At 66.9% G+C, this 24,467-nt stretch carries 22 protein-coding genes and 1 tRNA gene; 15 read left to right on the forward strand and 8 right to left on the reverse strand.

All coding sequences use genetic code 11. From position 1 onward, the window contains the following. Nucleotides 1-50: 50 nt before the first annotated feature. Both AC3WMR_RS17080 and AC3WMR_RS17085 read right to left on the reverse strand, forming a co-directional pair. Nucleotides 51-1,244: an acyl-CoA dehydrogenase gene (locus tag AC3WMR_RS17080; RefSeq protein ID WP_492264073.1), complete on the reverse strand. Its 1,194-nt coding sequence runs from the start codon at nucleotides 1,242-1,244 to the stop codon at nucleotides 51-53. Between the two features lie 131 nt (nucleotides 1,245-1,375). Beyond that, complete coding sequence (locus tag AC3WMR_RS17085; protein ID WP_492264072.1) at nucleotides 1,376-3,058, reverse strand: thiamine pyrophosphate-binding protein; 1,683 nt, start codon at nucleotides 3,056-3,058, stop codon at nucleotides 1,376-1,378. Between the two features lie 182 nt (nucleotides 3,059-3,240). Here AC3WMR_RS17085 and AC3WMR_RS17090 point away from each other — a divergent pair, with 182 nt between their 5' ends. The 4 genes from AC3WMR_RS17090 to AC3WMR_RS17105 all read left to right on the forward strand — a co-directional run bounded on the left by AC3WMR_RS17090 (nucleotide 3,241) and on the right by AC3WMR_RS17105 (nucleotide 6,446). Beyond that, nucleotides 3,241-4,146, forward strand: coding sequence for a LysR substrate-binding domain-containing protein (locus tag AC3WMR_RS17090; protein WP_492264071.1), 906 nt, complete (start codon nucleotides 3,241-3,243; stop codon nucleotides 4,144-4,146). A 39-nt stretch (nucleotides 4,147-4,185) separates the two neighbouring features. Beyond that, the gene (xerD, locus tag AC3WMR_RS17095) at nucleotides 4,186-5,169 is read left to right on the forward strand and encodes a site-specific tyrosine recombinase XerD (protein WP_492264070.1); all 984 of its coding nucleotides are present in this window, start codon (nucleotides 4,186-4,188) and stop codon (nucleotides 5,167-5,169) included. Nucleotides 5,170-5,212: 43 nt separating this feature from the next. Next, nucleotides 5,213-5,701: a Cys-tRNA(Pro) deacylase gene (ybaK, locus tag AC3WMR_RS17100; RefSeq protein ID WP_492264069.1), complete on the forward strand. Its 489-nt coding sequence runs from the start codon at nucleotides 5,213-5,215 to the stop codon at nucleotides 5,699-5,701. Between the two features lie 166 nt (nucleotides 5,702-5,867). Continuing rightward, nucleotides 5,868-6,446 (forward strand): DJ-1/PfpI family protein, encoded by a 579-nt coding sequence (locus AC3WMR_RS17105; protein ID WP_025137430.1) that lies wholly within the window; start codon nucleotides 5,868-5,870, stop codon nucleotides 6,444-6,446. 50 nt (nucleotides 6,447-6,496) lie between these two features. Here AC3WMR_RS17105 and adhP read toward each other — a convergent pair whose 3' ends face one another. Beyond that, on the reverse strand, nucleotides 6,497-7,522 hold the full coding sequence (gene adhP / locus AC3WMR_RS17110; RefSeq protein ID WP_492264068.1) for an alcohol dehydrogenase AdhP: 1,026 nt from the start codon (nucleotides 7,520-7,522) through the stop codon (nucleotides 6,497-6,499). 211 nt (nucleotides 7,523-7,733) lie between these two features. Here adhP and AC3WMR_RS17115 point away from each other — a divergent pair, with 211 nt between their 5' ends. Then, a complete protein-coding gene (locus AC3WMR_RS17115; protein WP_492264067.1) occupies nucleotides 7,734-8,123 on the forward strand; it encodes a ribbon-helix-helix domain-containing protein in 390 nt (129 codons plus the stop codon). A 129-nt stretch (nucleotides 8,124-8,252) separates the two neighbouring features. On the opposite strand, the gene pbpG is transcribed toward AC3WMR_RS17115, so the two are convergent. The 4 genes from pbpG to AC3WMR_RS17135 form a co-directional block, all read right to left on the reverse strand. Further along, nucleotides 8,253-9,512: a D-alanyl-D-alanine endopeptidase gene (gene pbpG / locus AC3WMR_RS17120; protein ID WP_492264066.1), complete on the reverse strand. Its 1,260-nt coding sequence runs from the start codon at nucleotides 9,510-9,512 to the stop codon at nucleotides 8,253-8,255. Between the two features lie 355 nt (nucleotides 9,513-9,867). Continuing rightward, a tRNA-Arg gene (locus AC3WMR_RS17125) sits at nucleotides 9,868-9,942 on the reverse strand. Nucleotides 9,943-10,007: 65 nt separating this feature from the next. Next, on the reverse strand, nucleotides 10,008-10,625 hold the full coding sequence (locus tag AC3WMR_RS17130; protein WP_492264065.1) for a DUF4276 family protein: 618 nt from the start codon (nucleotides 10,623-10,625) through the stop codon (nucleotides 10,008-10,010). Continuing rightward, nucleotides 10,622-11,824, reverse strand: coding sequence for an AAA family ATPase (locus AC3WMR_RS17135; protein WP_492264064.1), 1,203 nt, complete (start codon nucleotides 11,822-11,824; stop codon nucleotides 10,622-10,624). Before AC3WMR_RS17135 ends, AC3WMR_RS17130 begins: the two co-directional genes overlap by 4 nt. A gap of 190 nt (nucleotides 11,825-12,014) precedes the next feature. Here AC3WMR_RS17135 and AC3WMR_RS17140 point away from each other — a divergent pair, with 190 nt between their 5' ends. The 7 genes from AC3WMR_RS17140 (at nucleotide 12,015) to AC3WMR_RS17170 (ending at nucleotide 19,159) form a co-directional block, all read left to right on the forward strand. Then, nucleotides 12,015-12,779 (forward strand): enoyl-CoA hydratase/isomerase family protein, encoded by a 765-nt coding sequence (locus AC3WMR_RS17140; protein ID WP_492264063.1) that lies wholly within the window; start codon nucleotides 12,015-12,017, stop codon nucleotides 12,777-12,779. Next, on the forward strand, nucleotides 12,776-14,497 hold the full coding sequence (locus AC3WMR_RS17145) for an AMP-binding protein (protein WP_492264062.1): 1,722 nt from the start codon (nucleotides 12,776-12,778) through the stop codon (nucleotides 14,495-14,497). The genes AC3WMR_RS17140 and AC3WMR_RS17145 overlap by 4 nt, the downstream gene beginning before the upstream one ends. Continuing rightward, on the forward strand, nucleotides 14,494-15,438 hold the full coding sequence (locus AC3WMR_RS17150; RefSeq protein ID WP_492264061.1) for a hydroxymethylglutaryl-CoA lyase: 945 nt from the start codon (nucleotides 14,494-14,496) through the stop codon (nucleotides 15,436-15,438). The genes AC3WMR_RS17145 and AC3WMR_RS17150 overlap by 4 nt, the downstream gene beginning before the upstream one ends. Before the next feature lie 88 nt (nucleotides 15,439-15,526). Next, on the forward strand, nucleotides 15,527-16,063 hold the full coding sequence (locus AC3WMR_RS17155; RefSeq protein ID WP_492264060.1) for a MarR family winged helix-turn-helix transcriptional regulator: 537 nt from the start codon (nucleotides 15,527-15,529) through the stop codon (nucleotides 16,061-16,063). An 83-nt stretch (nucleotides 16,064-16,146) separates the two neighbouring features. After that, nucleotides 16,147-16,881 (forward strand): enoyl-CoA hydratase/isomerase family protein, encoded by a 735-nt coding sequence (locus AC3WMR_RS17160; protein WP_492264059.1) that lies wholly within the window; start codon nucleotides 16,147-16,149, stop codon nucleotides 16,879-16,881. After that, nucleotides 16,878-18,074, forward strand: a complete 1,197-nt coding sequence (locus tag AC3WMR_RS17165; RefSeq protein WP_492264058.1) for a CaiB/BaiF CoA transferase family protein — start codon at nucleotides 16,878-16,880, stop codon at nucleotides 18,072-18,074. The genes AC3WMR_RS17160 and AC3WMR_RS17165 overlap by 4 nt, the downstream gene beginning before the upstream one ends. A gap of 116 nt (nucleotides 18,075-18,190) precedes the next feature. After that, a complete protein-coding gene (locus AC3WMR_RS17170; protein WP_492264057.1) occupies nucleotides 18,191-19,159 on the forward strand; it encodes a Bug family tripartite tricarboxylate transporter substrate binding protein in 969 nt (322 codons plus the stop codon). Nucleotides 19,160-19,206: 47 nt separating this feature from the next. Here AC3WMR_RS17170 and AC3WMR_RS17175 read toward each other — a convergent pair whose 3' ends face one another. Further along, nucleotides 19,207-20,160, reverse strand: a complete 954-nt coding sequence (locus AC3WMR_RS17175; protein ID WP_492264056.1) for an NAD(P)H-dependent flavin oxidoreductase — start codon at nucleotides 20,158-20,160, stop codon at nucleotides 19,207-19,209. 193 nt (nucleotides 20,161-20,353) lie between these two features. Between AC3WMR_RS17175 and AC3WMR_RS17180 the strand changes: the two genes are divergently transcribed. Genes AC3WMR_RS17180 through AC3WMR_RS17190 form a run of 3 tightly spaced genes read left to right on the forward strand, consistent with a single transcriptional unit; the run spans nucleotide 20,354 to nucleotide 24,465 of the window. Further along, nucleotides 20,354-21,559 carry an MFS transporter gene (locus AC3WMR_RS17180; protein ID WP_175195516.1) on the forward strand — a complete coding sequence of 402 codons (1,206 nt, stop codon included), beginning with the start codon at nucleotides 20,354-20,356 and terminating at the stop codon, nucleotides 21,557-21,559. 16 nt (nucleotides 21,560-21,575) lie between these two features. Further along, nucleotides 21,576-21,743 carry a hypothetical protein gene (locus AC3WMR_RS17185; protein WP_492264055.1) on the forward strand — a complete coding sequence of 56 codons (168 nt, stop codon included), beginning with the start codon at nucleotides 21,576-21,578 and terminating at the stop codon, nucleotides 21,741-21,743. Nucleotides 21,744-21,801: 58 nt separating this feature from the next. Next, on the forward strand, nucleotides 21,802-24,465 hold the full coding sequence (locus tag AC3WMR_RS17190; protein ID WP_492264054.1) for a PD-(D/E)XK nuclease family protein: 2,664 nt from the start codon (nucleotides 21,802-21,804) through the stop codon (nucleotides 24,463-24,465). The last annotated feature ends 2 nt before the right edge of the window (nucleotides 24,466-24,467 follow it).

Consider the following 24,467-nt stretch of genomic DNA (forward strand, 5'->3'; position numbering starts at 1 on the left):
ACGGGGCGGTCATCGCTGACCCCGCGCCTGCCAAGGCATTGCGCAGGCGATCAATAGAACGCCTGGATGCCGGTCTGCGCACGGCCCAGGATCAGGGCGTGCACGTCGTGCGTGCCTTCGTAGGTGTTGACCACTTCCAGGTTCACCAGGTGGCGGGCCACGCCGAATTCGTCGGAGATGCCGTTGCCACCCAGCATGTCGCGGGCCAGGCGCGCGATGTCCAGGGCCTTGCCGCAGGAATTGCGCTTCATGATCGAGGTGATCTCGACGGCGGCGGTGCCTTCGTCCTTCATGCGGCCCAGGCGCAGGCAGCCTTGCAGCGCCAGCGTGATTTCGGTCTGCATGTCGGCCAGCTTCTTCTGGATCAGCTGGTTGGCGGCCAGGGGGCGGCCGAACTGCTTGCGGTCCAGCGTGTACTGGCGAGCGGTGTGCCAGCAGGCCTCGGCGGCGCCGACAGCGCCCCAGGCGATGCCGTAGCGGGCGGAGTTCAGGCAGGTGAACGGACCCTTCAGGCCGGACACGCCGGGCATCATCTGGTCGGCGGACACTTCCACTTCGTCCATGACGATTTCGCCGGTGATCGAGGCGCGCAGGCCGACCTTGCCGTGAATGGCGGGGGCCGACAGGCCCTTGGTGCCCTTGTCCAGGATGAAGCCGCGAATCTTGCCGTCGAACTCACCGCCCACGCACTTGGCCCACACCACGAACACGTCGGCGATGGGCGAGTTGGTGATCCACATCTTGTTGCCGGACAGCTTGTAGCCGTCGGCGGTCTTGACCGCGCGCGTTTCCATGTTGCCGGGGTCGGAACCGTGGTTCGGTTCGGTCAGGCCGAAGCAGCCGATCCATTCGCCGCGCGCCAGCTTGGGCAGGTACTTCTGCTTTTGCGCTTCGCTGCCGAATTCGTTGATGGGCACCATCACCAGCGACGACTGCACGCTCATCATCGAGCGGTAGCCCGAGTCGATGCGTTCGACTTCGCGGGCGATCAGGCCGTAGCTGACGTAGTTCAGGCCGGCGCCGCCGTATTCGGCGGGGATGGTGGCGCCCAGAAGGCCCAGTTCACCCATTTCGGAGAAGATTTCCGGATCGGTCTTTTCGTTGCGGAAGGCGTTCAGCACGCGCGGGGCCAGCTTGTCCTGCGAATAGGCCTGGGCGGCATCGCGCACCATGCGTTCTTCTTCGGTGAGCTGCTGGTCCAGCAACAGGGGGTCTTGCCAATGGAAGGAAGGATTCGAGGACATGCTGGGTCTCCGCTATGGATTTCCGTTTTCGGAATCTGGAAAGTTTAAACCTAAAATAATTCGGGCGGCAAGCCGGGGTTTGCGCGACGCGCGCCTGCGCGCCGCTCGTGGCCTGGCTGGCGGTCGGGGGATCAGTGCTGGGCCTTGAGCGCGGCGTCGCGGATCTTGTCCAGCGTGGTGGACGGCGTGATGGCCTGCGGGTCGATGAAGCAGTGCAGGATCGCCGGCTTGCCGCTGGCCAGGGCGCGTTCGAACGCCGGGCCGAACTGCTCGTTGGTCTCGACGCGTTCGCCGTGACCGCCAAAGGCGCGGGCGTAGTCGGCGAAGTCCGGGTTCTTCAGCTCGGTCGCGGAAATGCGGCCGGGGTAGTGCTTTTCCTGGTGCATGCGGATGGTGCCGTACATGCCGTTGTCGACCAGCACCACGATGATGGGCAGGTCGTACTGCACCGCCGTGGCGAATTCCTGGCCGTGCATCAGGAAGCAGCCGTCGCCGGCAAAGCAGACCACGGTCTTGTCGGGCCAGACGCGCTTGGCGCCCACGGCCGCGGGCAGGCCGTAGCCCATCGAGCCCGAGGTGGGGGCCAACTGCGTGCCGTAGCGCGTGTAGCGGTGAAAGCGATGCAGCCAGGTGGCGTAGTTGCCTGCGCCGTTGGTCATGATGGCGTCGGCCGGCAGCGTCTTTTCCAGGTAGGCCATGACCTGGCCCATCTGCAAAACGCCCGGCGTGGTGACGGCGGCCGGGTCGCTCCATTTCAGGTACGACTCGCGCATGGCCTGCGTGCCTTCGGCCCAGGCGGGCTGGGCGGGCGCCTTCAGTCCGGCCAGCGCGTCTGCGAAGGCCGCGGGGGACGTGTTGATGGCCAGCGTGGGGCGATAGACGCGCGCCAGTTCGCCGGCATCCGGATGCACATGCACGAGCTTCTGCTTGGGCACGGGGATGTCGAACAGCGTGTAGGCCTGGCTGGGGTTTTCGGACATGCGCCCGCCCACCAGCAGCACCAGGTCGGCGTCGGCCACGCGCTTCTGCAGCGCCGGGTTGATGCCCAGGCCGACGTCGCCGATGAAGCAGGGGTGGTCGGCCGGGAACAGCATCTGACGTCGGAACGACACGGCCGTGGGCAGCGCATGGCGCTGCGCGAAATCGGCAAACTGCTGCACCGCGCGCGCATCCCAGCGGGTGCCGCCCAGAATGGCGACCGGGTTGCGGGCCTGCGCCAGCAGTTGTTGCAGGTCGGCCAGTTGGCCGGCCGTGGGGGCGGCGTCGATGACTTCGTAGCGCGGCGCGTCGGCCACCTTGGCGGCTTCGACCAGCATGTCTTCGGGCAGCGCGATCACGACGGGGCCGGGGCGGCCCGAGGTGGCCACGTGGAAGGCGCGCGAGATCAGTTCGGGAATGCGTTCGACCTGGTCGATTTCGGTGACCCACTTGGCCTGCGTGCCGAAGACGGCGCGGTAGTCCATTTCCTGGAAGGCTTCGCGTTCGCGCATGCCGCGTTCGATCTGGCCGACGAACAGGATCAAGGGGGTGGAGTCCTGCTTGGCGATGTGCACGCCGGCCAGCGCGTTGGACGCGCCCGGGCCGCGGGTGACCATGCAGATGCCGGGTTCGCCGGTGAGCTTGCCGTGCGCGTCGGCCATCATGGCCGCGCCGCCTTCCTGGCGGCACACCGTGACCTTGATGTCGGCATCGTGCAGGCCGTCCAGCACCGCCAGGTAGCTCTCGCCGGGAACGCAGAAGACGTGTTTGACGCCCTGGGCGACCAGTTGGTCTACCAGGATATGGCCGCCAAGGCGGGAATCTAGCTGGGACATGGTGGGGGACGTAGTAAGCCGAGGTTGGGACTCCCGAGCATAATGTTCCTTGATCGCACAACGCAATTGATAAAATTGCACAATCTAGTGACCCCCCGGCACGACCCCCGATGCTGCGCCGCGATAAGCGGGCTGCGGGTTTTCCCGGGTTTTTCGGTTTTTTTCCACGCGGTTCCCGCTCCATGAGAAACGGCATTCCCAACCTGAGCGCGTTGCAGGCCTTCGAGGCATCCGCCCGCCTGGGCAGCTTTTCGCGGGCGGCCGAAGAATTGTCCCTGACCCACAGCGCCATCCATCGACAGGTGGCCAGCCTGGAATCGCGCCTGGGGGTGCAGTTGTTCACCCGCGTGCGGCGGCGCATCGTGCTGACCGACCATGGCGCGGAATACGCCGGCCGTATCCGTCACCACCTGGACCAGATCGAGAAAGACACCTTCGGCCTGGTCAGCCGCACCGGCATGGGCCGCAGTATCCACATCGCCGTCGTGCCCACGCTGGCCACCACCTGGCTGATCCCGCGGCTGGCCGATTTCCAGCGCGAACAGCCGGACATCACCGTCAGCCTGTCGGTGCGCACCTTGCCCTTCCAGTTCAAGGACCAGCCGTTCGACGGTGCGCTGTACCACGGCGATACGCTGTGGCCTGGCACCCAGGGCGTGCTGCTGTTTCCCGAGCGCGAACTGGTGCCGGTGTGTGCCCCGGCGCTGGCGGCCAGGGTGACCGAGGCCGGCGCCAGCGCGCTGGCCGGCATGACGCACCTGCACCTGAGCTCGCGCCCCGACGCCTGGCGCCAGTGGTATGGCGCGCACAACTACCTGTACGGCCCCCAGGCCGCCGGCGGCCCGCGCTACGAGCTGTTCACCATGGTGATGGCCGCGGTGCAGGCCGGCCTGGGCGTGGGCCTGATGCCGCGCTTCCTGGCCCAGCCGGCGCTGAACCAGGGCACGCTGGCCATGCCGGTGCCGCAGGCCTTGACGGTCAGCCAGGGCTATTACTTTGGTTATCCGCTGCGCAGCGAACGATCGGACGCGCTCAAGCTGTTCGAAGTCTGGCTCAAGTCGGCCGCCGCGGCGGTGGCCGGCCGCTGACGCCGCCGTAGAATGGGACCAATTTTTTCAGTCCTTGCCATGCCAGAACCCCGCCCATCGCTAGCTTCCCAGCCCGACATCGACGCCTTCATCGACGCCGTCTGGCTGGAAGACGGCCTGTCCGCCAATACCCTGGCCGCCTACCGCCGCGACCTGACGGGTTTCGCGCGCTGGCTGGAAGACCCCGAGGCCTATGCCCGCGAGATGGCCGATCGCTACGGCGACGCGGCGTCCCCCCATGCCTTGCCGGCCGGCCCCGCCAAGCCCCTGGCCGAGGCGGACAAGGGCGACATCGAAGCCTGGTTCGCCTTTCGCCACGAGGAAACCCGCGCCACCACCGCCAATCGGCGCCTGGCGGCCCTGCGGCGCTTCTATGCGTGGGCGCTGCGCGAGCACCGCGCGCCGGGCGATCCCTGCCTGACGCTGGTGGCTGCCAAGCAGCCGCCGCGCCTGCCCAAGACGTTGTCCGAGCAGCAGGTGGATGCGTTGCTGCGCGCGCCCGACCTGGGCCAGCCGCGCGGCCTGCGCGACCGCGCCATGCTCGAAACGCTGTACGCCACCGGCCTGCGCGTGTCCGAACTGGTGGGCGTGCGGGCGCTGGATGTCAGCCTGAACGAGGGCGTGGTGCGCGTGGTGCTGGGCAAGGGCGGCAAGGACCGCCTGGTGCCGCTGGGCGCCGAGGCCGCCCACTGGATCGACCAATACCTGAAGACCGCGCGCCCCGAACTGGCCGCCGGCCGCGTCAGCGATGCGCTGTTCATCACCGGTCGCGCTGAAGCCATGTCGCGTCAGGCGTTCTGGCAGCTGGTGAAGAAATACGCGCTGCTGGCCGGCGTGAACGCGCCGCTGTCGCCGCACGTGTTGCGCCATGCCTTTGCCACGCACCTCTTGAACCACGGCGCCGATCTGCGCGTGGTGCAGATGCTGCTGGGCCACGCGGATATTTCCACCACGCAGATCTACACCCACGTGGCGCGCGAACGCCTGAAGGCGCTGCACGCCGCGCATCATCCACGGGGCTGACGCCGGGTCGTCGCCTTATCGTCCTATTCCAAACGCAATCCCCATGAGTAAAGCCCGCCACGTTTCCGAAACGCCCGCCACCCAGTTCCTCAAGCAGCACAGGGTGGCCTACACCGAGCACACCTACGACTACGTCGATCATGGCGGCGCCGGCGAGGCGGCGCGCCAGCTGGGGCTGGACCCGCATGCGGTGGTCAAGACGCTGGTGATGGAAGACGAGTCGGCCAAGCCCCTGATCGTGGTCATGCACGGCGATCGCGAGGTTTCCACCAAGAACCTGGCGCGCCAGGCCGGCCTGAAAAAGGTCGAGCCCTGCAAACCCGAGGTCGCGCAGCGCCACTCGGGCTACCAGGTGGGCGGCACGTCCCCCTTTGGCACGCGCAAGAAGATGCCGGTGTGGGTCGAGGCCGACGTGCTGCAATACCCGGTCGTCTACATCAACGGCGGGCGCCGCGGCTACCTGGTGGGGATCGACCCCAATGTGCTGGTCAGCCTGCTGGGTGCCAAGCCGGTGACGGTGGCGCTGGAATAGGGGCGCTTCGTCGGTCGACCGGCAGCGCCCCGGTTCGCTCCAAGCGTGGTATCCCGTTACCACCCTTGCGCAGGGCGCCGGGGGCACAATGGCCAAAGAACATCAAGAACCGGCCGCCCAGCCTTGGGCGCCTGAACCGGCCCAGCCCCCATCCCAGGAGACAAGCATGAGCAAGAGACTATTGATGCTGGTCGGCGACTACGCCGAAGACTACGAAACCATGGTGCCGTTCCAGACGCTGCTGGCCGTGGGGCACACGGTGCACGCCGTCTGCCCGGGCAAGAAGTCCGGCGAAAGCATCGCCACCGCCATCCATGACTTCGAAGGCGCGCAGACCTACAGCGAAAAGCGCGGTCACAATTTCGCGCTGAACTACGACTTCGATCGCGTCGAGGCGGGTTCCTACGACGGCCTGGTGATCCCCGGCGGCCGCGCTCCGGAATACCTGCGTCTGAACGAAAAGGTGCTGGACATCGTGCGCGCCTTCGACCAGGCCAAAAAGCCCATCGCCGCCGTGTGCCACGGCGCCCAGCTGCTGGCCGCCGCCGGCATTCTGAAGGGCCGCACCTGCTCGGCCTATCCGGCGTGCGCGCCCGAAGTGCGCCTGGCCGGCGGCACGTATGCCGAGATCGGCATCGACCAGGCCTATACCGATGGTCACCTGGTCACGGCGCCGGCCTGGCCCGCACACCCGGCGTGGCTGTCGCAGTTCCTGGCCGTGCTGGGCACCAAGATCACGCACTGAGCGCATCGGTCATGAACCAGCGCCTGCCGTGAGGCAGGCGCTTTTTTTTGCTACGCGAAGTCCAGCACGATGCGGCCTTCGATCTGGCCGCGGCGCATCCGGTCGAACACGCTGTTGATGTTTTCCAGCTTTTCGGTGGCCACGGTGGCGTGCACCTTGCCTTCCTCGGCAAACTGCAGCGATTCCTGCAGATCCAGGCGCGAACCCACGATCGAACCGCGCACCGTCACCCCATTGAGCACCATGTCGAAGATCGACAGCGGGAAGTCGCCGGGCGGCAAGCCGTTCAGCGCCACCGTGCCGCCGCGCCGCACCATGCCCAGCGCCTGCTCGAAGGCCTTGGGCGATACCGCGGTGATCAGCGCGCCATGAGCGCCGCCGATTTCCTTTTTCAGGTACGCCGCTGGATCGGTGGTCTTCGCGTTGACGGTGACCTCGGCGCCCAGCCGCCTGGCAAAGGCGAGCTTGTCGTCGTCGATGTCCACCGCTGCCACGTTCAGCCCCATGGCACGCGCATATTGCACCGCCATATGGCCCAGGCCGCCGATGCCGGAAATGACCACCCAGTTGCCCGGGCGGGTATCCGTCATCTTCAGGCCCTTGTAGACGGTGACGCCGGCGCACAGCACCGGGGCGATGTCGACAAAGCCCACGTTCTTGGGCAGCAGTCCCACATAGTCGGCCGCCGCCAGCGCGTACTCGGCAAAGCCGCCGTTGACGGAGTAGCCCGCATTCTGCTGTTGTTCACACAAGGTTTCCCAGCCGCCCAGGCAGTGTTCGCAATGGCCGCAGGCGGAATACAGCCAGGGGATGCCGACGCGATCGCCTTCCTTCACATGGGTCACGCCTTCGCCCACGGCCACCACGTGGCCCACGCCTTCGTGGCCGGGAATGAACGGCGGGTTGGGTTTGACGGGCCAGTCGCCCTCGACCGCGTGCAGGTCCGTATGGCACACGCCGCAGGCTTCAATCTTTACCAGGAGCTCGCCGGCCCGGGGGCGAGGCACCGCGACTTCTTCGATTTCCAGGGGTTTGCCGAATGCTCGTGCAACTGCGGCCTTCATCGTTTTTTCCATCACTACCTCCGAAGTCAGATCAGTTTCACCATGCTCGGATGGGCACGCGTCCGAGACCTTGATTTATATCAACCGTGTCCGGATGCGAGGCCCGTCGAAACGTGTCGTTTCAGAATGGCGCCTGGGTTCCCCAGGGGATGCCGCAACTTGCCGCGCCCGAGCCTGTCGTCGTACAGTGGACCGCAGCCCCGTCCCCGCACCAGGAGCGCCCATGTGTGAAATCTTCATCCGCGCGAGCGAACAGTCCTACGCGCCCGAAACCCGTTCCCTGCGCCTGCATGGCGTGGCCACCAGCCTGCGGCTCGAACAACTGTTCTGGCAGGTGCTGGAAGAAATCTCGGCGCGCGACGGCATGCGGGTCACTCAGCTGATCGAACGCCTGTACGACGAACTGGTCGAGTACCGCGGCGAGGCGGCCAACTTCACCTCGTTCCTGCGCGTCTGCTGCCTGCGCTATCAGTTGCTGCAAGCCGAAGGCCGCATTCCCGCCGATACGGGCGTGCCGATTCGCTCGCTCAATGCGCAAGCCGTGCTCGAAGGCCTGCCGACGTCGCTGTACGACCCGCAGCCCCTGCGCCAGAAACGGCCCGTGGCGGCCTAGTCGGCCTTGTCACGGCAGGCAGGCCCTACGCCCCGGCGCAGCGGCAGGCGTGCCGTCAGGGCAGGGCGGCGCAGGCGAAAAAAAGCCCGATCCAGGATCGGGCTTTTTCGTGGGCGTTTGCCGCAGGCATCAACCGCCAGGCTGGGCCGAGGCCATGGCCACTTCGCTTTGCACGATGCGGCGGATGCGCACGGCATCGCCAATGCGCGAGAGCTTGCCCTGCGAATCCAGCAGCACGATCGCCAGGTCGCGGCCGTTGATGCGGGCCAGCATCACCAGGCATTCGCCGGCTTCGTTGATGTAGCCGGTCTTGGAGACCTTGATGTCCCAATCGGGCTTGCGCACCAGCAGGTTGGTGTTGCGGAACGTCTGCGTGCGGTTGTTGATCTCGACGTCGTACTCGGTATCGGTGGAGTAGCGGTGGATCAGCGGGCGTTGCGAGGCGGCGCGCAGCAGGCGGGCCAGGTCGTGCGGCGACGACACGTTGTTGCTGGACAGGCCGGTGGGCTCGATGAAGTGCGTGCTGGTCATGCCCAGCGACTGCGCCTTGGCGTTCATGGCGGTCACGAAGGCGGGCAGGCCGCCGGGGTAGTGACGGCCCAGCGCATTGGCGGCGCGGTTTTCAGAGGACATCAGCGCCAGGTGCAGCATGTCGCCGCGCGACAGCTTGGTGCCCACGCGCAGGCGCGAGGTGGTGTGCTTCAGGCCATCGACGTCTTCGTCGGTGATCTCGAGCATTTCGTCCATGGGCTGGTTGGCGTCCACCACCACCACGGCCGTCATCAGCTTGGAAATGGAAGCGATGGGGCGCACCACGTTTTCGTTCTTGGCGAAGATCACGGTGGACGTGGCCAGGTCCTGCACGTAGGCGGTGCTGGAACGCAGCGCGGCGGCTTCGGCGCGCACCGACACGGCGGGCGGCGGCATGGCGGCCGATGCGGCGGCTGCGCTGCGCTGGCCGCGAGCGGGTTTGTTGGGTTTGCCGTTCTTGCCGGCGGCGCCCTTCTTGGCCGGGGTTTGCGCTGCGACGGCTTGCTTGCCGCCCTTGGGCGGGGCCTTCTTGCCGGCGGCCGGCTTGGGGGCGCCCTTGGCCGATGCCTGCTTGCCAGCGGCCGCCTTCGGCGTGCCCTTGGCGGCGGCCGACTTCGGCGCGGCCTGCTTGCCTGCGGCAGCCTTGGGCGCGGCCTTGCCTGCGCTTTGCTTGCCGGCGCCGGCTTTGGCGGCGGGAGTCTTCTTGGCTTGTTGCGCCTTGCAGGCCGCCGATTTGGCGTTGGTCTTGCAAGGGTCGGTGTTTTTCGCGGCGAACGCGGCGGAGGGTAGGAGCGCGCACATCGCCAGCGCCGCCGGCGCTATCGCGTTCGCAATCGCACGTTTCCAGTTAAATGCCATGGTTTGAGCAGGCTTGTCAGTCTGTGAAGAATTATTTCCCGGTCCGGGCTTGCGGTGCGCGAGGAAAAGTCCAGATGAATTAGAGGCTTACGCGTAGAATTTAAACAGCAATTTCAAGTTGCGCGCAAGACGATTCGCTATCATCGCCTAAAAAAATACCGGGGACATATTGACGGATGATCAATTTGTCACCAACGGCGTCCCGAGAAGCTACCGTCGCGCGGCGCGTGAGCGTAGCCCGGATTAACCCTCATCTTGCTGAAAGGGCTGAATTTTCTTGGGGTTGGCGATGCAGGGGGCGGGATAACGCCAGGGGCGGGGCTGCGGGGGGGCGCAGTCTAGGCCGGGGGAAGGGTGGCCTCGCCGGGTGGAATCGAACCACCAATTGACCCTTAGGAGGGGCCGGTTATATCCATTTAACTACGGCGAGACGGGCAAGGCATTGAAAATAAAGAATTTATTCTTTATGCCTGAAATGCTGAGAGGCGCATTCTATCATTCGGCATCAGACCTTACGTCTGGGCGCGAGCCCATCTGCCTGTCCCATTCGTCGCACAGCTTGCGGAAGGATCGGCATCGTTCCAAGGCTTGCGGCAAATTCATCTTGGCGGAGAACGCAGGCTGATCTGTCGTCTCGCCATAGACCTGATTGCCCATTCGTTCCCGCAACCATCCTTTGGCATTTCTCGGCGCTTCCGCGTCAATGTGTAGATCGGCGGCTGTGATCTTCAATGAACGTTCCCCATTCAGCGAAGCGGCTGCGCCGATGAACCACGCCTCGTATTCCCGATTTGCCAGTATGACGGAGACGGGGCGGTGAGGCAGTACCGCACGGGCACGGGCGAGGACGCTGGCACCCAGTTCGGCGGGGCAATCGTCATCGGCGTCCAGCAAGACCATGACCCAGCCATCGTCGCCACATTTGGCCGCGGCGAAGAGCAGGTGCCGCTGGAATTCTTCTTCACGGCGCAAAAATCTGTCGCGATGGACTCGGATGGGTGGGCATACCTCGATGTAGGCGTCCGGGTTGCGCCAGTTCCCGATCCTTCGCAGCAGGATGGGTAGCGAGACGACTTCACCGTGGCCTTCGACGATGCACGCCACACGGGTCATGGATTGCCGCCGTCAAACAGCTGGGCTTGGTGGGCGGCTTGGTCACGCAGGGCGGCAGGATCAGGGGCCAATTGACCGAGCTTGAGAAGTTCTCCAGCTGAAAACAGATGCTGGCGTATGGCTTCGCGGGATGCCATATCGATCGGGGCAAGTTTGGTTTCGCCTTCGTCGGACACAATGGCCAGGATTTGATCGTCTCGGATGGAAGCGTCATCCAGCAGATCGGGACTATGGCTGGTAACGATGACCTGCGTATTCTGCGTGGCGCGTTCGAGCGCCTCCCGCAGCGCCGCGCTGGCCGCGGGGTGCAGTGTGGTTTCCGGCTCTTCGATGCCGATCAGGGTCGGCGCGAAATCCTGGTTGGTTTGAAACAGGGCCGTTAGAACGCCCAACGCGCGAAGTGTGCCGTCTGACATGTTGTGGGCGGAGAAACGCCAAGGATCTTTGGCGCCTGGCACGTCTTGACGGAATTCCAAGGTTTCCATCGGACCGACTTGCACCCTGGTCACTTCATGGACGGTGGGCACGACGGTCTGAAGGTATTCGGAGATGGTTTCGATGGCGCCAGGATTCACTTTTTCGAGGTGTCCGATGACGCTTGCGATGTTCTCGCCCTCGGGCTTGAGCAGACGGCCTTCTTGCGGCTTCTGCAAATCACGCATCATTTTGGGATTCAAATTGTAGAAGCCCATGCTGGTGAGTGCGTCGTAAATGGGTCTGAAATCGCTCAATCCGGAAAGTGCCACCAACGCCAGGCGATCTTTCGTGAAAGCAGGCAACGTCGTTTCGCTGCTTTGCACAACTTCACCGCGCTCGATGCGGTAGAACGGACCCTTGCCGACGCCGCCCAGGCTGCATTCTTCGGCTTGGACCTCGAAGCCACGATTCTTCAACGCACCCACATTGAAAGCGTAGTGGCCGTGTTGATCTCCAATTCGGAATTCCAGGCGGATTCCAAAATGAGTGGGATGTCCGCTGGACCGCCTGCGAACTTCCGAGAGGCCGCCGCGCCGGCTCAGGGCTTGATCAAGCGAGCTGCTCAACGCATCGGTCACCAGATGCAGTGCGTCGACGAAATTGCTTTTGCCGGCGCCATTGGGTCCGACCAGATACGTCAGCGGGCCTAGTGCGACGTCGCACTGACCGATGCCTCGGTAGTTGCGAAGAACGACTCGGGTGATGAAGGGAGCGGCTTTCATGGGTGATATCCCTGGGGGAGTCCGGGAATGGTAACAGTGCAGACCAAGAGCAAAAGGGGTATCGGGTGGGCTGAGCCAAAAATAGTGGATTTAATCAACTATATGCCCTATATTGACTGCCACGGCCGGACCACGCGGCAGGCAATGCCCAGCGTTCGGCCCCCATACCTAGAACATCCAGGAGTGAGGCATGACCCCGACTTTCCACACGATCTTGCTGGACGTGCAGGACCGTGTCGCCACGGTGACGCTGAACCGGCCCGACAGCCGCAATGCGCTCAATTCCCTCATGTGTGCCGAATTGGTGCAGGCCATGCAGTGGCTGGCGGCCGAGCCGACCGCGCACGTGGTGCTGATCAACGCGGCGGGTTCCGCCTTTTGCGCCGGCGCCGACCTGAAAGAGCGCAAGACCATGTCGAACGCCGAGATGACGGCGCGGCGCGTGCAGGGCTTTGCCGCGTATGGCGCCATCGAGCGCATGCCGCAGCCGGTGATCGCCGTGGTGCAGGGCGCCGCGTTCGGCTCGGGCTGCGAGATCGCCGGCGCGTGTGACTTCGTGCTGGCCTCGTCCGAGGCGGTGTTCTGCTATCCCGAAGTGGGTTGGGGCACGGTGGGCGCGACGCAGCGGCTGCCCCGCATTGCCGGCGCGCGCCTCGCGAAGGAACTGCTGTTTACCGGCCGTCGTTTCGATGCGGCCGAAGCGCGCGATATTGGCCTGGTCAACCACGTCTACGCACCCGATGCGCTGGCCAGCGAAGCCGCCGCCATGGCTGCGGCTATCGCTCGCGCCGCGCCGCTGACCGTGCGGCTGACCAAGCGCAGCATCGACCAGGGCCTGGCGACCACGCGCGAAGGCGCGATGGCGATCGAACTGCTGGCCATCGAGGAAAACCTGCGCGGCACCGACTGGAAGCAGGCCATCGCCGGTTTTGGCGGCGCAGGAGATCAAGCATGATCGCCCCGATGACGTTGTCGCAGGCGCTGGCGCGCCAGGTGGCCGAGCGTGCCACGGCGGAAGCCTTCGTGGCGCCGGGCGAACGCCTGACCTGGGCCGAACTGCACGACGGCGCGCAACGCATTGCGCGCGCCTTGTTGGCGGCCGGCGTGCGCCGTGGCGATCACGTGGGCGTGCTGCTTGGCAACGGCGGCACCTGGGTGCAGATCTTCTACGCCTGCGCCATGCTTGGCGCCGTGACTGTGCCGGTCAACACGCGCTTCAAGACCGATGAATTGGAGTTCTGCCTGAAGCAGGCCGACGTGACGCTGCTGCTGACGGCGGACACGTTCCTGGGCATCGATTTCCTGGATTTGCTGACGCAGGTCGAGCCGGCGCTGAACAACGCGTTGCCCGGGACGCGGCTGCCACGGCTGCGGCGCGTGGTGGTGCTGGGCGAGCGCTGCCCTCCCGGCGCCCAACCCTGGGAGGTGTTCATTGGGGCAGGCCATCCTGGGGCGGGCCATCCCGGGGCAGGCCATCCTGGGGCGGGCCATCCCGGGGCAGGTCATCCTGGGGCGGGCCATCCCGGGGCAGGCCACGTCGCCTCTCCCCCCGACGACACCGAACTCGCCGCCCGCCAGCGTGCAGTCACCCCCGACGACGTACTGCTGATCCAGTACACCTCCGGCACGACCTCGTTTCCCAAAGGCGTGATGCTGACGCACGCCAACATGTTGACCAACGCCTGGGCCGCGGCGCAGCGCATCGGCGTGCGGCCTGACGACCGCTACTTCAGCATCCGGCCGTACTTCCACGTGGCCGGCACTACGCTGTCGATCCTGGTCAGCCTGATGACCGGCTGCTGCCTGCTCACGCTGCCCAAGTTCGACGTGGCTGACGCGCTGCGCATGCTGGATGAAGAACGCTGCACGCTGACGTCCGGCAACGACACCATCTTCCTGATGTTGATGGGTCACCCGGATTTCGACCGCCGCCGCATCCATCTGCGCGGCGGCTGGGCGGCGGCGGGACCGCAGGTCATGCAGAAAATCCGCGACGTGATGGGCGTGCCCGGCATCTGCAACGCCTATGGCCAGTCCGAAGCGTCGCCGAACATCACGCTGTCTTCGTTTGACGACCCGTTCGAACTGCGTGCCATGGGCTGGGCGCTGCCGCATCCCGGCATGCAGGTGCGGGTGGTGGACCCCGGCACCGGCCAGCCGCTGCCGGCGGGCGAGCCCGGCGAGATCCAGGCGCGTGGCTGGAGCGTGATGAAGGGCTACTACAACATGCCCGAAGCCACGGCGCGCGCGCTGGGCCCGGACGGCTGGCTCAGCACCGGCGACCTGGGCGAGATGGACGCTTCGGGCCGCCTGCGCATGGTGGGCCGCCTGAAGGACATGTTCCGCGTGGGCGGCGAAAACGTCGCACCGGCCGAGGTCGAAGAAACCCTGCACGGCCATCCGGCGGTGCGCATGGCGCAGGTGGTGGGCGTGCCGGACGCGCGCCTGGGCGAAGTGCCTGCCGCGTTCGTGCTGCTCAAGGACGGGCAGGACTGCACCGCGGCCGAGCTGACCGCCTGGTGCAAGGCGCGCTGCGCCAACTTCAAGGTGCCGCGCTATGTCGAGATCGTGGACAGCTTCGAGCACATCGGCATGACCGGCAGTTCCAAGGTGCAGAAGAACAAGCTGCGCGCGCACGCGGTGGCGCTGTTCGGGCTGGAGCCGCAATCATGAGCGCGCGCGACGTGGTGCTGTGCGAATGTTTCGCGCGTGACGGCTTGCAGCACGAACCCGACTTCATCGCCACGGACATCAAGGCGGGCCTCATCGACCGCTTCGCCGCCCTGGGGTTCGAGCGGGTCGAAGCCACCTCGTACTCCAACCCCAAGGTCGTGCCGCAATTCGCCGACGCGACCGAGCTGCTGGCCGCGCTGCCGCGACGGGATGGCGCCTGGTACAAGGCCACCTGCGCCAACGCCCGCGCGGTGCAACGCGCATTGATCGATCTGGACGCCGGCATCGGCGCCAACGAAATCAGCCTGCTGGTCTCGGCCAGCGAGTCGCATTCGGCGCGCAACCTCAAGCGCGACCGCGCCGCGCAATGGGACAACATTGCCGAAATGGCACGGCTGGCCGATGGCCGCTTTCGCCTGATCGGCACGATCTCGGTGGCGTTCGGCTGCCCCTTCGAAGGCGCCGTCGATCCGGACGCGGTGATGGCGGACGTGCGCCGTTTCGCGGCCCTGGGCGTGGGCATCGTGACCCTGGGCGACACCACTGGCATGGCCACGCCGGCCTCGGTGCGGGCGCTGTATGGCCGCATGGCGCGCGAGACGCCCGAGGTGACGCCGGTGGCGCACTTTCACGACACGCGCGGTACCGGCCTGGTCAATTACGTGGCCGCGCTCGAGGCGGGCGTCAGGTATTTCGACTGCGCTTTCGGCGGGGTCGGCGGCCATCCGGCCAAGGTGCGCTACGGCGGCGGCCATACTGGCAACGTCGCCACCGAAGACCTGGTCAACCTGTTCGAATCCATGGGCGTGCGCACGGGGCTGGACCTGCAGGCGCTGCCGGCGGTGTCGCAGCACTGCCAGGATGTGCTGGGGCGTGCACTGCACAGCCGGGTGGCCCAAAGCGGGTTCAATCCGCTGATCGCCGCAGCGAGGGCCGCGTGATGGCCGCGCGCCGCATTTGTATATCATGCGGGCAGCAACGCGCACCCCGTGCGCGCCCCGTATTCCCCTGCATTTGACGAGTTTCGCCATGGCCACCCGAACCGCATCCAAGCCTGCCACCGCCGCGCGCCCCGCCCCGCAAGCGCTCAAGGAACTGTTCTCGTATCGCCTGAACCGCCTGGCCTATGTGTCCAGCCGCATCGCCGCGGGCCTGAACGAAAGCCGCTACGGCGTGGGACCGCGCGAATGGCGCATCATCGCGCTGCTTGGCGCGGCGCCGGACATGTCGCTGAACACCGTGGCGCGGGAGGCCAACATCGACAAGAGCCAGGCCAGCCGCACCGTGTCCGAATTGATCGAGCGCGGCCTGATCCAGCGCAGCGCCGACAGCCAGGATGGGCGCGGCGTCAGCCTGGATCTGACGCGCGCGGGCCGGGCGCTGTACGACGAGATGTTCCCGGCGGCCGTCGAACGCAACGAGGCCATGCTGTCGGTGCTGACGCAGGCCGAGCGCGACGCCATGGAACGCATGCTGGACAAGCTGACGGGCCACGCGCTGGACATGCTGAACGAGTGCAAGGCGGAAGTGCCCGCGCGCCGCGGCCGGGGCGTACAACCGCGCTGAGCGCGAGGCGCGCGCCTTTTTTTACCCTTATTGTTGATTTAATCAATTAATTTGCAAGTCGCCATTGGCAAAGGATATCCGTGATGTCGGAATTGATCATCGAAGACCTGGGCGCCGTCCGGCTGCTGCGGTTGAACCGCCCGGAAAAGCACAACGCGCTCAACACCGCATTGACCACGGCGCTGCTGGACTCGCTGCGGCAGGCAGACCAGGACGCGTCGGTGCGGGCGGTGGTGCTGACGGGCAACGGCAAGTCGTTCTGCGCCGGCGCCGACACCACGGAATTCTCGGCCCTGACGCCGGAGCAACCGGATGCGGTGCTGCGCCGCGCCGATCTGACTACCGACCTGCACCTGGTGTTCTCGCGCATGGCCACGCCGGTGGTGGGCGCGGTGCACGGCAACGCGCTGGGCGGGGGCGCCGGCCTGGCGCTGGCCTGCGACCTGACGGTGATGGCCGACGACGTGCGCTTCGGCTATCCCGAGTTGCGCCACGGCATCGTGGCCGCGGTGGTCATGGCCAACCTGGTGCGCCAGGTGGGCCGCAAGCATGCCTTTGAACTGGTGGCGATGGCCGAACCGATCGACGGCGCCCGGGCCCTGGCGCTGGGCATCGCCAACCGTGTCGCGCCCGCCGCGCAGGTACTGGACCAGGCGCTGGCCATGGCGCAGCGCCTGGCCGGCTGGGAGCCGGCGGCCATGGGGCTGACCAAGCGCGCATTCCACCGCACGGCCGACCTGGGCCTGGCCGAGGCGCTGGGCGTGGGCCGCGACGCCAATGTCATCATGCGGGGCTTTCGCCAGGGAGCGGTGCGATGAGGCCGCTGGAAGGGGTCACCATCCTGGACCTGTCGCGCGTGCTGGCCTGCCCGTTTGCGTCGATGATCCTGGCCGAGCTGGGCGCGGATGTGATCAAGGTCGAGCAACCCGGCGGCGGCGACGAAACGCGCAGCTTCGAACCGAAAGTGCAGGGCGAAGGCGGATCGGAATCGGCCTACTACCTGGCCTTCAACCGCAGCAAGCAGTCGGTCACGGTGAATTTTCGCCATCCCGAAGGCCAGGCCGTGATCCGGCGCCTGGCGCAGACCTGCGACGTCGTGGTCGAGAATTTTCCCGTGGGCACGCTGGCGAAGTACGGCCTGGACCGCGACCATATTGCGCCCGACAACCCCGGCCTGATCTATTTCTCGTGCACCGGCTTCGGCATGACCGGCCCGTACGCGCCGCGCAAGGGCTATGACACCGTGTTCCAGGCCATGGGCGGCATCATGAGTCTGACGGGCGAACGCGGCGGCGGTCCGGTCAAGCCAGGGCTGCCGGTCAGCGACCTGACGTCGGGCCTGTGGGCCGCCATCGGCATCCTGTCGGCGCTGGTGGGACGAGCCCGTTCGGGCCAGGGTTGCCATATCGATTTCTCGATGCTCGATGGCCAGGTGGGCCTGCTGTCGCTGGCCGCCGCGCGCTATTTCGCGCTGGGCGAAGTGCCGCCGCGTCTGGGCACCGAGCACCCGGGGCGGGTGCCGTCCGCCGCGTTCGAATGCGGCGATGGCCGCTGGGTCCAGATCACCGGCAGCGACCAGCACTGGAAGCCGCTGTGCGAAGCGCTGGAATTGCCGCAATGGGCCGATGACCCGGATTTGGCGAAGAACGCCGTGCGCGTGGCGCGCCGCGAAGAAGTCATGGCCGGCCTGTCGGCCGCCGCCGCGCGGCTGACCCGCGACGAACTGTGCCGCCGTTGCGATGCGCGTGGCGTGCCGGCCGGCCCGATCCTGGACGTGGAAGAGATCCTGCATAACGAACACGTGCTGGCGCGCGGCATGGTGGCCAGCTACGACCATCCGTCCATTGGCCGCTTCGGTGCCGTGCCGGTGCCGTTCAAGTTCGACGGTTTCGACGATCCGCGGCTGGAGCGCCCGCCGTTGCTCGGCGAGCACACCGACAGCGTGCTGGGCGGGCGGCTGGGCCTGTCGCCCGCGCAGATCGAAGCCTTGCGCGCGCAGGGCGCAATCTAGGGCTGCCGTGCCAGGCGCGTATTCCGTTTCAACAGGCCTCGAGGCCTTGGGGCATGACGCCCCGGGCCTTGCCTGATTCAACCCCCAAAAAAACACAATATTCCAGGAGACAACCCATGAAGATTCTGCAGCGCCTGTTATGCGTCGCGGCGGCGGGCGCGTTAAGCGCCTCGGCCGTCGCGGCCGATTCGTATCCCTCGCAACCGATCACGCTGGTCAATCCCTATGCCGCCGGTGGCCCCGCCGACGTGCTGGGCCGGGCCCTGGCGCGCGAGCTGGAAAAGCAGCTGGGCAAAACCGTCATCGTCGAAAACAAGGCCGGCGGCGGCGCTGCCATCGGCGCCAACTTCGTCGCCCGCGCCAAGCCCGACGGTTACACGCTGCTGCTGGGCACGTCCGCCGCGCATGTGGTCACCCCGCTCATGCAGCAGACGCCGTACGACGGCATCAAGGACTTCGCCTTCGTGTCCATCGTCGCCAACCAGCCCAACATGCTGGTGGTACGGCCCACGCTGAAGGCAGAAAACGTCGAGCAGCTGATCGCGATGGCGCGCAAGGAGCCCGGCCGCATCAACTACGCCTCCGCCGGCCCGGGCAGCTCGCCGCACCTGGGCGCCGAACTGTTCCGCGAACGCGCGGGCGTGGACATCGTCCACATTCCCTACAGCGGCGCGGCGCCGGCCATCAACGACCTGGTGGGCGGGCAGGTGGACATGGCCGTGCTGAACCTGGCCGCCAGCCTGCAATTCATCCGCAGCGGCCGCCTGAAGGCGCTGGCGTACGCCAACGACAAGCGCTCCCCGCTGTTGCCCGACGTGCCGACCCTGGCCGAATCCGGCGTAAAGGGCGCCGAATCCGCGTCCTGGTACAGCCTGGCCGCGCCCAAGGGCACGCCGCCCGAGGTGCTGCAACGCCTGAACGACGCGGTGGCCAAGGTGAATGCCAATCCCGAATACGCCAAGCTGATGCAGGCGCAGGGTGTGGATCTGTGGAACATGACGCCGCAGGAAGCCACGGCATTCGTGGAAAAAGACCAGACCGCCATGCGCAAGCTGGTGCAGGCGGCGGGGTTGATGAAGAAATAAGGGAAGCTGGCAGGGAAGGGGGGCCGCCTTGGGCGGCCCCGTCTCGTTCATCCCGCCAACGCCGCCACGCGCTTGAGCGCCTCGCGGGTTTCGGCCACCAGTTGTTCCACCACGGCGCCTGCCGGCTGCAGGCTGTCGATCAACCCGGCGCTTTGTCCGGCCTCGACCTTGCCGCCTTGGACGTCGCCGTCGAACGCGGCCTGTTTCAGTGAGCTTGCCGCAAACATCGCGTCCAGCGCGGCGGCGTTGCCGCCGCGTTCGGCGGCCAGATAGTCGTGCGCGAAGGCGTTGCGCAGCATGCGTACCGGTGAACGGCCGCGGCCCACCAGGGTCGTGTCGGCCACGCCGGCCGCCAGCACGGCGTCTTTGTAGGCGTCGCAGACCCCGGCTTCGGGCGTTAACAGGAATCGGGTGCCCAATTGCGCGCCTGCCGCGCCCAGGCACAGCGCGGCGGCAATGCCCGCGCCGTCGGCGATGCCGCCAGCCGCCACCACCGGCACCGTCACACGGCGCACCACCGCGCGCACCAGCACTTGCAGGCCGATCTCGTCCGGACCGGGGTGGCCGCCGGCTTCCAGGCCCACCGCGATCACGGCATCCACGCCCGCCGCTTGCGCCTTGGCGGCATGCTCAGGGCTGGCAATGACCTGCAACCACTTGATGCCCGCTTCGCGCGCCCGGCCGATGTGCTTCTGCGGGCCGCCCTGGGACGCAATGATGACCGGCACGCCTTCGCCGATGGCGATGTCCATGTGTTCCTGCGCGCGCTTGTTGTACAGCGCAATGTTGACGGCGAAGGGCGCATCGGTGCCGTCGCGCACGTCGCGGATGGCGGCACGCAGCACGTCGGGGTACATCGGGCCGGCGGCGATCACGCCCAGCCCGCCGGCGCGCGATACCGCCAGCGCCAGCGCCGCATTGGACGAGGCCCAGCTCATGCCGCCCTGGATGATCGGATAGCGCGTGCCGAGCAAGCGGGTCAGCGGGGTCTGCAGAGTCATGGTCTTCTTGCCTGGGAAAATCTCATTCTGGAATATTTGGTTGATAAAATCAACTATATTCAATGCCGCGCGGCATTCATGGCGACGCGGTTAATGCCGGGGCGGCCAGGCGATTTGATTATCATGTGAAGGTCCGGCCTGCGGCTGGACCGTCCCGAGGAGGGGGCGTTTCTCTTCATCAATAAGAACAATCATGTCTGGCAATACTGATACGCTTTCCGTGCGCACCCTCGTTTTGGGCACTCTGGTCGTGCTTCTGGCCATGGGCGTGCGCGCCACCTTCGGCCTGTTCATGCAGCCGATGGGACTGGCCCATGGCTGGGGCCGCGACGTTTTCTCCATGGCCTTCGCGCTGCAGAACCTGGTCTGGGGCGTGGCCTGTATCTTCATGGGCATCCTGGCCGACCGCTATGGGTCCGGCCGCACCATCGCACTGGGCGCGGTGCTGTACATGTTGGGCATGATCGGCACGCGTTTCGCCACCGACGAGGCCACGCTGTACCTGAGCGCGGGCGTGCTGGTCGGGCTGGGCCAGGCGGGCACCACGTTCCCGGTGATCCTGCCGGTGGTGGCCCGCGCCGTACCGCCGGCCTACCGCAGCACGGCTATGGGCATCGCCAGCGCGGGCGGTTCGCTGGGCCAGTTCGCGGTGGTGCCGACCGGCCAGGTGCTGATCTCCGGCCTGGACTGGCCGGGTGCGCTGTGGGTGCTGTCGCTGTTCGTGGCCTGCGCCGCGCCGCTGGCGTATTTCCTGCGCGGCCGCCCGCAAGCCCAAGGCGGACCGCAGCAATCGCTGGCGGCCGCGGTGCGCCAGGCTGTGCGCCATCCGTCGTTCCATTTCCTGTTCTGGAGCTATTTCGTCTGCGGCTTCCACACGGCCTTCATCACGTTGCACCTGCCGGCCTACGTCACCGACGGCGGCCTGACGCCAGGTCAGGGCGCCACGGCCGTGGCATTGATCGGCCTGTTCAACGTGCTGGGCTCGTTCTACGCCGGCAAGCTGGGCGGCAAATACAGCAAGAAGCGCCTTCTGGCGGTGGTCTACGGCATGCGTGCCTTCGGCATCCTGCTGTTGTTGTGGATGCCGCTGTCGCCCTGGGTGCTGTATGCCTTTGCCGCCTGGATGGGCCTGTTCTGGCTGGGCACCGTGCCCCTGACCCAGGGGCTGATCGGGCAGATCTACGGCCTGCGTTATGCGGCCACGTTGTCCGGCATCGTGTTCCTGGGCCACCAGTTGGGCAGTTTCATCGGCGTGTGGCTGGGCGGCTATGCCTATGCCACGACCGGCAACTATGACCTGGTCTGGTGGCTGGGTGTGGTGCTGGCGGTGGTGGCCGCGCTGCTGTGCCTGCCGGTGCGCGAGCAACCGGTGACGCAACCGGCTGCCGCGTCCGCGTAATCAACCCGAGTCCGCCATGAGTTCCACGCCAGCCTCGCCACCCGCCTCGCCCAGACGCCACACCGGTTGGCGCGTGGCCGGCTGGGCCGCGCTGGCGCTGGTGCTGGGCCTGGCCTTCTGGGGCTACACCACGCCCGAGATGCAGATCCACTGGGAAAACCTGGCCTCACTGTGCGGTTTTTAGCCACGTAGAAGGGGTCGGCTCGCGGTATCCTACGGCGGTGAATTCTTCTTCGCCTTCCATGCAGGACACACCGCTTTCCTATCCCGACCTCGGCTTGCCCGACATCGGCGGCCTGCCCGCCGCCGACATGCTCGTGCTCACGGTCAACAACCGCCTGTCGCGCCGGCTCACGCTCGAACTGGCCGGCTTGCTGCGCCAAGAGCGCCAGGTCAGCGAACTGCCCCGCATCCTGCCTCTGTCCGCCTGGCTGGCCGAATCCGCCAACGAACTGGCGTTCGAGGCCGACGAAGGCGTGCCCGCCTACCGGCTGGACAGCTTCGCCACCCAATTGGTCTGGACCGAGGCCATCCGCGCCGAAGAAGCCGAACGCGTGCTGCTCGACGCCAGCCAGGCCGCGCGCCTGTCGATGGACGCCGACCTGCTCATGGACGAATGGGCGCTGCAAGTGCCGTCCGGCGCCGATACCGACGAATACCGCGGGTTCGCACGCTGGCGCCAGCGCTATCTCAAGGCCTTGACCGCCATCGATGCCGAAGACGCCAACCAGGGCTACGCCCGGGTCTTGCGTGCGCTGGAAGACGGCCGCCTGGCCACGCCGGGGCATCTGGTGCTGGCGGGCTTTACCGATCTGTCGCCGCGTTTTCGCCGCCTGCTGCAAGCCTTTGAAGAGCGGGGCTGCCTGATCGCCCAATGGCGCGACGCGCAGCGCGCGCCGGCCACGCCGCAACGCTACGAAGCGCCCGACCAGGGGGCCGAATGGCGCGCCGCGGCCGAATGGGCGGCCAGCCAGCTCAAGCAGCATCCTCATGGCCGCTACGCCATCGTCTCGCCGCAACTCGAAGCCGAATCGCCGTTCGCACGCCGCATTCTCAGCCAGGCATTGGCCGGCCGGGGCGGCGAACCCGCGTTTGCGTTCAACGTTGCGGTGGGCCGACCGCTGAACGAATGGCCCCTGGCGCGCGCCGCGCTGGCCTGGCTGCGGGCGCTGGCCGAATGCGCGGCCGGCAAGGGCTGCGGTGTCGACATCCTGGGCGCGGCCTTGCTGGCGGGCCACTGCGCGGGCGACGTCAGCGAACGTGCCCGGCTGGCCGCGATAGATGCGCGCTGGCGCCGCCGCGGCCAGGTGCACGTCGCCGCGGCCGAATGGCGCAAGCAGCTGGCCGTGGTGCCGCCCCTGGCGCAAGCCTGGGGCCAGGCCATGGACATCTGGACGCAGGCCGGCAACCGCGCATCCTGCGATGTCTGGATGCTGCGCATGAAGGCCGCCCTGACGGCGCTGGGCTTTCCCGGCGAAGGCGTGCTGGACAGCGTCGGCTACCAGGTGCTGGGTGCGCTGGGCGATGCGCTGGCCAGTTTCTCGGCGCTGGCGCCCGCGGCAGGCAAGCTGGGCGGCGTGGCGGCAGTCAACCTGCTGCACAGCGTGGCGCGGTCGGCCTCGTTCCAGCCGCAGCGCGATCCCCTGGCGCGGCTGGACGTGCTGGGCCTGCTGGAAGCCGAAGGCGGCTTCTGGGACGGCGTCTGGATGCTGGGCCTGACCGACGACGTGCTGCCTGCTTCGCCCAAGCCGAATCCGCTGTTGCCGCTGGCCGTGCTGCGCCAGGCCAAGGCGCCGCGGGCCACCCCCGAACGCGAACGCGAATGGGCCGAAGGCATGTATGCCGCACTGTGCCGCTGCGCGCCTGCCCTCATCGTCAGCCATGCCCGCATGGACGGCGAACGCGAACTGCGGCCGTCGCCCCTGATCGCGGCGGCGCAGCCCACCGACTGGGCGCCCGCGCCCGCGCAAGGCCTCGCCGCGCTGCCCCAGGAATCCCTGGACGACGCGCAAGGCCCGCCGTTGGCGCCCGATGACCGCGGCGGCGGCGGCCTGGACGTGCTCGACACGCAGGCCCGCAATCCGCTCTGGGCGTTTGTGCGGCACCGGCTGGGCGGGCGCGAGCTGGCGCCGTATGCCGACGCCGCCACGGTGAACGTACGCGGCCAGTTCCTGCACAAGGCGCTGGAACTGGTGTGGGGCATGCTGCCCGATCAAGACGCGCTGCACGACACGCTGGCCACCGGCCGCCTGCCCGCGCTGCTGGAACAGGCGGTGGCGCAGGCCGCCGACGAAGAACTCAAGGAATACGCTCCTGCGCTCAAGGCGCTGGAATGCGCGCGCGCCCTGACCGTGCTGGCGTCGTGGCTCGACATGGAAGCCCAGCGCCTGCCATTTGCCGTGGCGCAGGTCGAGAAAAACCACGAATGGCGCCACGGCGCGCTGCATTTGAAACTGCGGCTGGACCGCATCGATGCCCTGGCCGACGGCCGCAATGTCATCGTCGACTACAAGACCGGCGTGGCCGCCTCAAAACCCGAACCCGACTGGTCGCGCAGCCGCCCCGTGAACGTGCAGTTGCCGTTCTACGCGTCGGTGCTGGCCGACGCCGCGGGCGGCGAGGTCGCCGGCCTGGTGCTGGCCCAGATCCACGCGCGCCAGGTGGCGGCGCAGGGCCTGGCCGACGAAGATCTCGGCATGCCCGGCATCACCCTGGCCGCCGACAGCAAATACTTCGATGGCCTGACCTGGCCCGAAATCCGCCAGCGCTGGCGCAGTGCCATCGAATCGCTGGCCGACGAATATGTGGCGGGTTACGCCGCCAACGTGGCGTATCGCCGCGATGACTTGAAATACTGCGATGCGCTGCCTTTCCTGCGCTTGCACCTGGATGACGAGGACGCCTGAGC

Source organism: Achromobacter sp. FW305-C-28 (genome assembly GCF_058783235.1).